Genomic DNA, 12,750 nt, shown 5'->3' with positions numbered 1-12,750 from the left:
TCGCTGTCTTGATTAGCCTGCTTACCGGATTGCGCATCGCCACTCTCTCGCAACCCGCGTTGATGCAAATCGAAGAACTGCTTCCCCAAGGCGAGGTACATCAGTTCCATTTTTTCAGCGCGCTGATGCTTTCCTTTATTGCTCTCGGCTTTGTTGTGCATCGTCTGCGCATACCATCCCCAACTGGCACCCCCTTCCGCCGTTGGCCAGGCTGGCATCGAGCGATTATTCGTGCCGGCTACCCGCTGCTCGCCGTCGCCATCATCAGTGGCTGGCTGCTGTTCAGCGGTGCCAACCTGCGGCAGGTGCATCTGGCCTGTGCCTTCGGCGTGCTGCTGTATCTGTTTCTTCACGGCGGCCTTTACGGTATCCGCTGGGGTAGGCAGGCACTCGTCGCTACACTCGTGCCGCAACTCTCGCGCACCTCTTTAGTAGCAGGCGTTGTCGTGATCGGACTCGGCCCGTTGTTGGTGTCCCTGGGCTGGGTAAACCTCCGCCAGCAGAGCCATTTCACCCTGACCGTCAACGCCATACCTTTGCGTATTCCTATACATATCGATGGCGAAGGCAGCGAACCACCATGGCAGAGCGCCCGCACCCTATATATTTTCACGGATGGCGGTGCCAACTTCGACAACGGCGCGACCGAGGTGGAACTGCGCGCGCTGCATAACCGCGAGGAGTTTTACCTGCAGGCACGCTGGCGCGATGCCGATGAGAGCCTGGCACACCTGCCCCTTGTGAAAAGCGCCCACGGCTGGGAGGTTCAACAACACGGCTTCCATCAGTTCAACGAAACCCGTCATTACGAGGACAAGTTCGCGGTGCTGCTCTCTCCCGATTGCGACTTTGCCGCCGCCGGCACCGCGCACCTTGGCAGGAAGCCCTTGAAAAACGCACCAGCCAACTGGCACGGCAAGGGCTATCACTACAGCGACGACGGCCAACTGCACGACCTCTGGCACTGGAAGGCGGTGCGCACCAACGACATGTATCTGGCCGATGACAACTACATCTCCAGCCCGGATATTCCGCGCCCCGGTGCGCGGCGCTACACCGCCGGTTACCAGCAGGACGGCAAGGAGTCCGGTGCCTATGTGATGAACTGGCAGTGGTATCGTCCGGGCGCAATCACGCCCAAACGCCTGCCGTTGGATCCGGCGCAACTCGCCGTATACCAACAAGCGCAAACAGACCGGGAAAGCCGCCCGCAGTGGGTTGCCTCCTGGTTTGACTACCAGCCCTACTCTGCGGAAGCAGACAACAATTATGCCGAAGGGACCGCAATGCCCTCGGTCATCTACAACTCCAACCGCTTCGAGGGCGACCGCGCCGACGTGCGCGCGCGCGCGCAGTGGCGCGACGGTTACTGGACATTGGAAATGGCGCGCAAGCTGGTCACTGGTTCTTCACTGGACGTCCCCATTCACGACGGGATCTGCCTGTGGGTATCGGCGTTTGATCGCGCGCAGATCGCTCACACGCGCCACACCCGCGCGATCAGGCTGGAGCTGCAACAATGAACCTCTGGCAACGCACCCTGTTAATCGTCGGCGTGCCGCTCGCGGCCATCACCGCGGCCGTGCTACACCAGCCGGCCAAACCGGAGCCTGCGCCCTATCACCTCACCAAGATCGCTGCCGATGGTAAAACCCTACCGCCGTGGGCGGGGCCCTGGTCCTGCGTGTGCGACCGCACCACTGGCCTGCTGTGGGAAGTCAAAACCGACGATGAGGGCATTCACGATGGCCTGTGGACTTACTCCTGGTACCGTGCGGGAGCCGCAGGGTTTCACACCGCGGCGAGAACAAATCTGGCAGAACCTTTGCCGGAAGCTGGTGTTCCAGATAACGGTGACTGTTATTTTGAAAAGACACGCTGCGATACCGAGGACCTGATCCGCCGCACCAACCGCCAAACCCTGTGCGGTGAAAACAACTGGCGGCTGCCGACGAGCGTCGAGCTCGCCTCCCTGATCTACCCCCTGGCCAAGGCCGGCCAGGCAAAAATTGATACGGACTATTTCCCGCATACCAAGCACGGTGATTACTGGACCGCCGATGAGGGCGATACATTGCAAAATGTTTACCGTCATCTGCAAACCGGAGCCGAGGCCATCAGTTTTATCGAAGGGGAAAAGTTCACAATTCCGCATCGAAATGCCGCTTTTGTGCGCCTGGTCAGTGCCGATTCAAAAAGCTGTCATTAACCCCTCTCACACTGCCCCCGCTGTAACGATTCTCCTGGTTATTTTCCGTTAACAATAAACACGCACAAGGAATTCCCAATGAAATCCTCTCTGGGCAGCCTGGCACTGGCAACGGGCGCGGCGGGACTGATCTCCGTCCTCGCGGCAACCGACGTACATGCAGCCACCAAACACTACCGGCTGGTGTGGGACAAGGACGGCAGCAACAGCGCGGTCATCGGCTTTTCTCCCGACGGCAGCAGTAGCAACCCCTACGTCAGCTACGGTTATTCCACCAACGAAAGCAGTTGGAGCAATGTCGCAGTCAATGCCACCCGCAGTTTCGGCGGCAGCATCACCAGCCACTTTGTACGACTGGAAAATCTCACCCCGGATTCAGCGATCTATTTCCGCGTGTGCGATCAGAACGGTTGCGGCGAGCGCTTCTGGTTCAAAACAGCGCCGGACACCGCCGAACCCTTCGTACTCGTTGCCGGCGGCGACACCCGCACCGGTCATACCACCCGCCGTCAGGGCAATCAGCTGCTGGCAAAAATCCGCCCGCTTGCCGTCATGCACGGCGGTGATTTCACCGATGCCAACAGCGCAACGCAGATGAGCGCGTTTCTCGACGACTGGACCCTCACCTATTCCAGCGACCAGATCGACGGCATCAGTTACAAGCGCATTTATCCGTTGATCCCAACCCACGGCAATCACGAAGACAACAACTACTCCACCCTGTGCCAGGTGTTCGGTGTGGACTTCGATGAAGACGGCAACTGCAACCCGAACGATACCTACGGCGCGGTGCAGATTTCTCCGCTGCTGCGGGTGTACACGCTAAACAGCCAGTTCCAGAACAGCGGCTGGTCTTCTTACGCCGCCAGCATGAACACCTGGCTGCAGAGCGATCTCTCCGCCTATGGCAACAACAGCGACTGGCGCTTCGCGCAGTATCACAAGCCGATATTCCCTCACTACACTGGCAAGTCGGACAACCCCACCCTGTTCAACTGGTGGGCGCAGGCGTTTTACGACTACAGCATGAACCTGGTGGTGGAGTCCGACACGCACCTCACCAAACTGACCCAGGCACTGGTTCCCAGCGGCAATAATTTTTCCGCAACCGGCAACGGCGGCACCGTGTATGTGGGAGAAGGCAGCTGGGGCGCGCCGGCGCGTTCCGCCAATGACCCGAAATCCTGGACCATCGACCTCGCCAGTATCCAGCAATTCAAGGTGATCCAGGTCAGTGCCAACGAGCTAGCAGTGCGCACTGCAGAGTTTGACAGCAGCGCCGCCACACTTTCACTCGCACAACGGGAAGCCGACTCGCTGTTGCTGCCGGCAAACGTCAACTGGTGGTCCGCGAACGGCATTGGCGAAACCCTGACACTAAACCGCAACGGCGCCAACCGCAGTGTGATCGCCAGTTCGTCCGGAGGCTCGTCGAGCAGTTCGTCCGGCGGCTCTTCCGGCTCAGGCTCATCCGGTGGCGGTAGTGTGCAGCAGTTTACCCAGGCAGCCAGTGACGATGTGTTTATCGCCTCTGCTCGCGCCGGCAGCAATTATGACGGGCACAACGACGGACTGCTGGCGGATGGCAGCGACAGCTACTTTGGCAAGCTGTATACGCTGATCCGTTTCGATCTCTCCGGCCTGGAAAATTGCGGTAATTTCACCAGCGCAATCTTGGAGCTGAACATTACCGATCGCTCCAGCAATACTTATGGTGTTTACCAGGCCAATGGCAACTGGCAGGAAAACACGGCGAGCTGGAACGCGGTCGGCGGTAACAATGTTCTGGGCAGCCTCGCCGCAACGTTTGTGCCCTCCTCTACCGGTACCCGGCAAATCGACCTGCTCGCGTCGGGCATGGTGGAATCCTGGATATCCGGCGGCAACACCGGACTGGTCATCGCACCGCAGAGTGGCAGCAACGGCGTTGACATGACATCCAAGGAAACCGGGCAGGGCCCGCTGCTGAAACTAGAGGCGGCCTGCGCGAACTGAAGTTTCACGGAACTTCAGGCAAAAAAATGGGGCTTCATTACGAAGCCCCATTTTATTTTCCCGCTTACTTATTCGACGTGATTACTCACCGCTTTTTAGCGTGCGGTCAAAAAAGTTCTTCATCATCTGATGCCAGTGCTTGCCGGTTTCCTTGCCGCGCAGGCTGTGCTTCTTGCCCGGGTAGGTCATCAGTTCGAACTGCTGGTCGTTGTCCTGCAGTTGCTTGATGAGTTTGGTGGTGTTGGTAAACAGCACATTGTCGTCCGCCATACCGTGGTAGATCAGCAGCTCGCCTTTAAGATCCTTGGCATAGGGGAATACCGAGGACGCCTCGTAGGCCTCCGGTACTTCATTGGGGTTGCCCATGTAGCGCTCGGTGTAGTGGGTATCATACAGGCCCCAGTCGGTTACCGGCGCACCGGAAATACCCGCCTTGAAATAATCGCCAGCCTTAAACATGGTCATCAGCGCCATATAGCCGCCGTAGCTGTGACCGTAAACGCCAATGCGCTCGGGGTCGACAAACGGCAGGCTGCGCAGGAATTTCACCCCGGTCACCTGATCGTCTACTTCCACACTGCCCATTTTCTTGAAGATCGGGTCCTCAAATTTTTTGCCGCGATTGGCGGAACCGCGGTTATCCAGGGTGAACACCACATAGCCCTGCTGGGCCATGAACTGGTTGAAGGGGCGGTCCCAGCTGTTGGTCACCAGCTGCGCGTGGGGGCCACCGTACAGGAATACCATCACCGGATAGGTTTTCTTCGGGTCGAAACCGGCCGGTTTGTACATGCGGTAGTAGAGGGTGTGACCTTCCGGCGCCTTGATCTGGCCGAATTCAGGTTTGATCCAATCGCTCATATAGGGGTACAGCGGGTGGCCTTTCTCCACCTTGTTCTCCTGCAGCCAGGTCACGCGCTTGCCATCCACACCGTGCAGGCTCACCTGGGCCGGAGTCGTGGGATTGGAATAAGTGTCGATATAACCGGAAGCGTCGTCGGCGAACTCGATACTGTGCATGCCGGCGCGGGAGGAGATCTTGCCGATCTTGCCGCTGCCATTCAGGTCGGTGACATACAGGTGACGCTCTAGCGGCGTGTCCTTGCGGCCGGAGAAATAGACCTTGCCGGCCTTCTCATTCAGCGCTTCCAACTCATCTATGGCCCAGTCGCCACGAGTCAGCTGTGCCAGTTGCTTGCCGTTGAAATCATACAGGTACAGGTGCTTGAAGCCGTCCTTCTCCGATGCCCAGATAAAACGGTCGCTGTCGTTCAGGAAACGCAGGTCGTGGAACAGGTTGACCCAGGTATCACTGGTTTCCACCACTGCATTGCGGGTTTTGCCGCTGGGGATTTCCACAAAACGCAGCTCCAGCTTTTGCTGGCTGCGGTTCTGCCATTGATAGGAGAGCAGGTTGTCGCGCGCCCACTGCACCCGGGGAATGTAGATGTCCTGCTCCTTGCCCAGATCCAGCCACTGGGTTTTGCCACTGGCCAGATCCAGCACACCGAGTTTGATCTTCACGTTGGGGCGACCGGCAGCGGGATAGCGCTGCTGGATCAGGTCGATGCGATCCGCATAGATCTCGCTGCGGGTCACTTCGTCTACCGGGGTCTCGTCCACCTGCAGGAAGGCGATGCGCTTTTCGTCAGGCGACCACCAGTAGCCGGTCATGCGGTCCATTTCTTCCTGGGCCACAAACTCGGCCATGCCATTTTTGATGGGGCCTTTGCCGTCGGTAGTGAGCTGGCGCTCTTTGCCGGTGGCCAGGTCCACGACGAAAATATTCTGGTCGCGGATAAAGGAAACCCAATTTCCCTTCGGGGAAACCCGCACATCGGTTTCGAAGGCTTCGGTTTCGGTGAGGCGTTTGGACTTGCCGTTTTTCAGCTCGTAGTAAAAAACATCCCCGGCGAGCGGGAACAGCAGGGACTTGCCGTCTTTGGACCAGCTGTACTCCATGATGCCGCTACCGAAAATGCGCTGGCGCTCTCGGCGGGCCTTCTCTTCGTCGGAGAGATTTTCCTCACCGGAATGGAGTTTGTCGGAATTCACCAGCATGCGGGTCTCGCCGTCTTGCAGGCGGTATTCCCACAGGTCGTAGCGGTTGTAGTCTTCCTCGCGGCCCTTCAGGAAGGTGACCCGGCTGCCGTCCGGGGAGTACTGCAGCGCGCGCGGGCTGGTGCCGGTAAGGGCGGGATCGGAGAATATTCTGTCGATGGTCAGCTGTTCGGCAGAAGAATGGCCGGCAAAAGCACAGCCCAGCAGGAAAAACAGTTTGCGTTTCATGCAGTCACTCGCATTTAGAAATTTTATGGTGCGGAAACTGCAGCACAGCTCCCCGAAATGATCGGGAGATAATAGGGGGATGGTCAATTGAGCGCCAGAATTTGCGGCGATATGACCTTATCCGGCGTCGAATACCGAGGCGGAATCCGTGTCGGATTGCGCGGCCGGTTGCGGTGAAACAAGACTGCCCAGTATTCCCGCCAGCAGTGCCATGGATACCGCCGGGATAATGGGATTCCCCCAAAATTCTTCCACCGTCGCCATGACCAGTAGCGAGGTGACTGACCCGGCCAGCAGCGACGCCAGCGCACCCTGCCAGCGGTAGCGCGGCCAGAACCGCCCGAGCAATCCGCAGGCAAACAGCCCCGCCATCACGGTGGAAATCATTTTGCTGATATAGCCGATCAGGTCATCGGACAGCAGCGCCATACCCAGCGCCACACTGATCACCAGCAGCAGACCGATACGCGACAGGGCAAGGCTTTCGCGTTTAGTCGGTTTACTGAGATCCCGCACCAGCACGGAGACACCGGCAATGGCATCGGAGCTGGCGCTGGACATGGTGGCGGAGAGGCCGGCCAGCAGCACCAGCACGCCGATACCGAGCGGCAGTACTTCGATCGCGAGATAGGGGAATGCGTAATTGCGGTTTTCCAGTTGCGGGTTTAGCACAAACGCACAAATGCCAATAACCGCCGGCACTAGCGAGAAAAACAGGTAGAGACCGCCGGAAATATAAAACGACCTGCGCGCAGAACGGACACTGCGTGTCGAATAAATACGCTGACGGAAAGACGGGGTAGCGAGTACCCCCACCGCAATCACGGCAGCCAGGGAAATGGCCGGCAGCACGCCTATGGACTGCGCACGCTCGGCGGATTGCGAAACGTCGACAACCACTTCCCAACCACCGACGGTGTGGACGGCGAACACTGCCATCAATAAAAATCCGACAAACAGCACCAGTGCCTGCAGGGTATCTGTCCACACCACGGCGTGATAACCACCTACAATTACAAAAATACCGAAGCCGGTTGCCACCAGCAGTTTTGCCAGCTGCAAATCTATTCCGGCAATCCACGCGAGATACAGACTGCCGCCGAGAATATGCGCGCCGAGCCACCCGAGGCTCGCAATCAGGATCAGCACCGCGACGATTTTTTTCACCAGCGGGTGATCGCCCACGTAGGACGCAAGCTCTTCACTCATGGTGGCAAAGCCCTGCGCGCGCGCGGGGGCAAACAGCAACCCCAACAGCAGTATCCCCACTGCGCCGCCAATCCCGTACAGGGCCCCGGCCCAGCCGTTGGCGTAACCAAATCCGACCGCCCCCATGGATGAGCCGGTGCCCACCATGGTGGCGACGGTGGTACCGATGGTGAGGAAAATGGGCAGGCTGCGGCCGGCGAGCAGGAAGTCGTCTTCGCTGCGGGTACGACGGGATGCGAACCAGCCGATGGCGATCAGGAATACGATGTAGAGGCCGAAGGCCCCGAGAAAAATACTGGCATTCATATGGAAATTTATTTTTATTGAACGCGTGTTATTGGATTATTTTTTTATTTCAGCGGCGACCTGTATAGACCTCAGGTTTCTGGACTTCTCTAAAAATCGTAGCGAGCGGGTGGCTGGTGGTGGCCGCCGGACGCCGCCAGGCGCACGCGCAGTAGATTTTTAGAGATGTCCTTTTGGTTGCTTGTAACACACTACGCCAACTTCTACTTTGCAGTCCACCACCAGGTCGCACACGGAGCAGATTCTGGCTGGAGGGTGGTCTCCGAAATTTTGTTTGAAGACTTTGTTGAAAGACTGAAAGTATCTTGCATCGGTCAGAATGACGGTGACATGCACCACGTCTTCCACACTGTAGCCGGCTTTATCCATGATGGCGAAACAGTTGTCGATGGCGAGCTGGGACTGCTCCACAATCCCCCCTTCCACCACTTCGCCATCGCGCATCGGAGTCTGGCCCGACACATAGAGAAAACCACCGGCCTCTACTGCACTGGAAAATGGCAGGTGTTGACCACCTGTACCTGTGCCACCTTCGGCACCGAATCTCTGAATCATGATTACTACTCTTGTTGCAAGTTTAGTGGTACTGCTTTGTTCTCGGTCCTGTGGCGGCGGAGCACCGGGTAAAGCCTTTCGGGACCGCTGTGAATACGTCCCTGTACGCTGCGTCGGCAACATCCCTGTTGCCGACGCTCCCGAAAGGCTTTACCCGGCGCTCCGCCTTCGCATTGAATTTTCTTACTCCGTAAGTGGCATGAGCGATCGAGCTTACGAAGTACAGAAATTCGAAGCTAAGGTAAAGCACTGGGCGGGCACTTTCAGAAGCGTCGCAAACAGGATGTTTGCGCCGCAGCTCCCAGGGATGGGTTCACAGCGGTTCTGAAAGTACCCGCCCAGTGATTTGCCGCCCCGAACCCCGAACAGAGCACCACGGAGCCCGAAAAGAACCACAGAACCTAGCCGCGAAACAAAAACGCTCCACTCCGGCTATCCAACACAACACCGTCGGAATAAGCACAAACCCCATTCACCCAGACCCGTGAAATCCCCCGCGCCGCTCTTTGCGGTTCGGAATAACTCGCCAGCGATTCCAGCCCAGCGTAATCAAACAACACCAGATCCGCAGAATAACCCTCGCGAATAAACCCGCGATTCGCCAACCCGAAATTGGTCGCCGAAAGCCCGGTCATCTTGTGCACCGCCTGCGGCAGATCAAACAGACCAAGCTCCCGCCCGTACTGGGCGAGCACACGAGGAAAGGCCCCCCACAATCTCGGGTGCGGATGCGGATCGTTGGGCAGGCCATCGGAACCGACCATGGTCAGCGGGTGCCTGAGGATATTTTTTACATCCTCATCACTCATACAGTGGTACACCGCACCCGCCGGCTGCAACTTTTTCGCCGCCTCATAGCAGGAGAGATTCCACTCCCGTGCAATCTCCGCCAAGGGCCGACCGCCCTGCTCCGGAAACGGCTCGGACCAGGTGATGAAAATGTCGATATCGTCCGCCACCTGCGACAAGTCCAGCGTGCTCGAACTCGCAGTATAGGGGTAACAGTCACAAGCGACTTTTTGATGCTGAACAGCATTTTCCAATGCCCCGAGCACTTCCCCACTGCGCCCCCAATTGCCGCGCCCGGCGCATTTCAGGTGGGAGACAATCAGCGGCACGCGGTGTTCGCGCGCGGTCAGCAGGGCTTCGTCGATGGCATCTAGAATGCGGTCGAACTCGGTGCGTAGATGCGTGGTGTACACCCCGCCCTGCGCCGCCAGTTCCGCGACCATTTCCAACACTTCTGCGGTATCCGCACATTTCGCGCTGCCGTAGGCAAGGCCGGAGCTGAGGCCAATCGCGCCCTGTTGCAGCGCCTCACGCAATTGCGCACGCATGGCGGCGAGTTCGGATTTGCTGGCGGTACGCTGCAGGTCGTCCATGTGGTTGTTGCGCAGTGACGTGTGCCCTACCAGTGCGGCCACGTTGACGTTGGGACGGGATTCCTGCACCGCGCGGGCGTAGTCGGAAAATTGCGGATAGGTGAAACGCGCGCGGTCGCCGAGCAGATTCAGCGGGTCGGGTGGATCGCTGTTGAGCGTAACGGGGCTGGCGCTGATGCCGCAGTTGCCGACGATGACGGTGGTCACACCCTGGCTGATTTTGGCGGGCACCTGCGGTTTGTGGATGACTTCCAGATCGTCGTGGGTGTGGACGTCGATAAATCCGGGGGCGAGATGCAGGCCTTCCGCCTCGATGATTTCCCGGGCAGGCTCAGAAATGCTACCGGGCTCGGCGATGCGCTGAATACGGCCTTCGGCGAGGGCGATGTCGGCAGTAAAGATGGCGGCACCGCTGCCGTCGACAACCGAGCCTTTGCGAATCACCGTATCGTATTTCATTCCCGTCCCTTTTGTTCCCTCCGTTCAGTCTCCCAATGGCAAACGGTCTTCACCGTGCTTGTGGCTGTCCAGAGTGTGCTTGAGGCGCCTGAGCGCCTCCCGGCTTTTGCGTTTCTGTTTTACCGCCAGCTCCGTGGCCAGCACGTCGATGGCGGCGAGCATGACGTAGCGGGCGGCGGTGGGTTTGAAGATGTAGTCCGTCTCCAGCGGCTCCATCGGCACCAGGTGGTGCAGCACCCGCGCCAATGGCGAATCCGCCACCGTCACACCCAACGTCGTTGCGCCATATTCCCGCGCAATCTCCGCCGCTTCCTGCACATCCGGGCTGTAACCGCCCATGGACAGGCACAGCACCACATCGTTGCTGTCGATGGTGGAGGCGGCCATGCGCATCAGCATGGGATCCGAATAGGAGGTGGCCGGAAAGCCGAGCCGGAAAAACCGATGCTGGCACTCCTGCGCAAATACCGTGGAACCGCCGCCCACTCCGAAAATCAAAATCTGTCGCGCGCGCGCCAGCGCTTCCACCGCGGGCTCAATCACGGCTTCGGTAATCAGCCGCGCATTGTGATCCAGCGCCGCTTTGATCTCGTCGTAAACCCCGTAATTGGCTCCCGGCTCCACTTTGACTTCGGTGTAGAACCGCTGCCCGATGGCCACCGCCTGCGCCAGCCGCAGTTTGAGATCGCGCACATTCTTGCAACCCACCGCCTTGGCAAAGCGGGTAATCGTGGCCTCACTGACGCCGGCTTTGCTCGCCAGCTCACTGATACTGGCGTGAGCGGCGAAGCTGATATCGTCCGTCACCAGCCGGGCAATCTTCTGTTCTGCATCGCGCAACTGGCCGTAATGGGCGTTAATCTTCGAGACAATATCCGGTTCGTGACTCACGGCAGCTTTCCTGTTTTGCTGGAGTTTCGAATCCCGCACGCCGTCGGCGGACGGCCAGAGGGCGGGCTTCAGAAGCGGATATGGATGTTACTCAAGTCGGTGCAGTATAGGTATCGTGTTTGTTACTTTCAACACCATAATTATTTATGTGATACTTTCTACCAAACTTTATTCTGACAACTGGGATGGAGCCGGCCCGATGAACCTTTCTCACAAGACGGAAAACCCACGCCCTACACCCAACCTGCTGCGCGAGGACATCCCACTGCCGGCAGCGGTGGTGTACCGCACGCGCCTGCAACACAACCTGCAGTGGATGCAGGCCTTTGCCGATCAACATGACGTGAAGCTAGCGCCCCACGGCAAGACCACCATGACCCCGGCGTTCTTCCGCCTCCAGCTGGCCGCAGGCGCCTGGGGCATGACCGTCGCCAACCCGCAACAGGCGCGGGTGGCCGCGGAGGCCGGCGCGACACGGGTGCTGATGGCCAATCAGCTTGTCGGCCGCGGCAATATGCAGCTGGCCAGCGCATTGCTGGCGGATTACCCGCAGCTGGAGTTTTACTGCCTGATCGACTCTGTGGAAAACGCGCGGCAGCTGGGGACTTTTTTCGCGGAAAGGCAACAGACGCTGAAACTGCTGCTCGAAGTCGGCGTACGCGGCGGCCGCACCGGTTGCCGCGATTCTGCACAGGCCCACACCCTGTGCGACGAAATCCAACGCTGGCCACAGCTACAGCTGGCCGGGGTGGAAACCTATGAGGGCCTGATTCAGGGCGAGCGCGCCGAGACGCGGGTGATCGAGCACCTGCAGGAGGTGCGCGACCTGTGCCTGGAACTGCTGGCGCAAGAGAAAATCGGCATCGAAACGGCGATACTGAGCGGCGCCGGCTCCGCCTGGTACGACCTGGTTGCACAGGTTTTTACCGATCACCGCGAACCGCGCCTCCTGCCGGTGTTGCGCCCCGGCTGCTATCTCACCCACGACCGCGGCATCTACCAAAAGGCGCAGGCAGGAGTAATGCAAAGGATGGAGGGGCGCTGCTGCCCACCGGGAGATCTGCACTCGGCACTGGAGGTCTGGGCCTATGTGCAGTCGCTGCCAGAACCCGGTATGGCTATCCTGAATTTCGGCAAACGGGACGCGGCCTATGATGCGGGACTGCCGCGCCCGGAACGGCATTTTCGCCCGGGCCGGGATGGCGCACCGCGCGCGGCGGACGAAAGCTGGCAACTCACCGGCATCATGGACCAGCACGCGATGATGAAAATCCCCGAGGACGCGGATCTTCAAGTGGGCGATATGCTCGCGCTTTCCACCTCGCATCCGTGCCTGACCTTCGACAAGTGGCGACAGCTGCTGGTGATCGACGACGACTTCAATGTGCTGGAAACCGTCGATACCTGTTTTTAGGCCAAGACTTTTAGGCCTGAGTTTTTAAACGCGGAAAATCC

General features: G+C 58.9%; 9 protein-coding genes. 4 read left to right on the top strand and 5 right to left on the bottom strand.

The window, feature by feature from the left end; translation table 11 throughout:
- Positions 1-62: 62 nt before the first annotated feature.
- The 3 genes from FDY93_RS17515 (at position 63) to FDY93_RS17505 (ending at position 4,204) form a co-directional block, all read left to right on the top strand.
- Positions 63-1,523 (top strand): ethylbenzene dehydrogenase-related protein, encoded by a 1,461-nt coding sequence (locus FDY93_RS17515; RefSeq protein ID WP_138237074.1) that lies wholly within the window; start codon positions 63-65, stop codon positions 1,521-1,523.
- Positions 1,520-2,209, top strand: coding sequence for an Lcl C-terminal domain-containing protein (locus FDY93_RS17510; protein WP_138237045.1), 690 nt, complete (start codon positions 1,520-1,522; stop codon positions 2,207-2,209). The genes FDY93_RS17515 and FDY93_RS17510 overlap by 4 nt, the downstream gene beginning before the upstream one ends.
- 78 nt (positions 2,210-2,287) lie before the next feature.
- Entirely contained in the window at positions 2,288-4,204 is a 1,917-nt protein-coding gene (locus FDY93_RS17505; protein WP_138237044.1) for a DNRLRE domain-containing protein, read from the top strand.
- A gap of 81 nt (positions 4,205-4,285) precedes the next feature.
- On the opposite strand, the gene FDY93_RS17500 is transcribed toward FDY93_RS17505, so the two are convergent.
- The 5 genes from FDY93_RS17500 to FDY93_RS17480 all read right to left on the bottom strand — a co-directional run bounded on the left by FDY93_RS17500 (position 4,286) and on the right by FDY93_RS17480 (position 11,295).
- Positions 4,286-6,493, bottom strand: coding sequence for a S9 family peptidase (locus FDY93_RS17500; RefSeq protein ID WP_138237043.1), 2,208 nt, complete (start codon positions 6,491-6,493; stop codon positions 4,286-4,288).
- A 117-nt stretch (positions 6,494-6,610) separates the two neighbouring features.
- Positions 6,611-8,008, bottom strand: coding sequence for a sodium:solute symporter family protein (locus FDY93_RS17495; protein ID WP_138237042.1), 1,398 nt, complete (start codon positions 8,006-8,008; stop codon positions 6,611-6,613).
- A gap of 159 nt (positions 8,009-8,167) precedes the next feature.
- Positions 8,168-8,563 (bottom strand): RidA family protein, encoded by a 396-nt coding sequence (locus FDY93_RS17490; RefSeq protein WP_246068633.1) that lies wholly within the window; start codon positions 8,561-8,563, stop codon positions 8,168-8,170.
- Positions 8,564-8,964: 401 nt separating this feature from the next.
- Positions 8,965-10,404: an N-acyl-D-amino-acid deacylase family protein gene (locus FDY93_RS17485; RefSeq protein ID WP_138237041.1), complete on the bottom strand. Its 1,440-nt coding sequence runs from the start codon at positions 10,402-10,404 to the stop codon at positions 8,965-8,967.
- Between the two features lie 24 nt (positions 10,405-10,428).
- Complete coding sequence (locus tag FDY93_RS17480; RefSeq protein WP_138237040.1) at positions 10,429-11,295, bottom strand: MurR/RpiR family transcriptional regulator; 867 nt, start codon at positions 11,293-11,295, stop codon at positions 10,429-10,431.
- 199 nt (positions 11,296-11,494) lie between these two features.
- On the opposite strand from FDY93_RS17480, the gene FDY93_RS17475 reads away from it, so the two are divergent.
- Positions 11,495-12,709, top strand: coding sequence for an amino acid deaminase (locus tag FDY93_RS17475; protein WP_138237039.1), 1,215 nt, complete (start codon positions 11,495-11,497; stop codon positions 12,707-12,709).
- The last annotated feature ends 41 nt before the right edge of the window (positions 12,710-12,750 follow it).

Source organism: Microbulbifer harenosus (genome assembly GCF_005771435.1).
Lineage (GTDB): Bacteria > Pseudomonadota > Gammaproteobacteria > Pseudomonadales > Cellvibrionaceae > Microbulbifer > Microbulbifer harenosus.
Note: the sequence above shows the minus strand (reverse complement) of the source record. Positions and strands in the feature narration are given on the sequence as shown.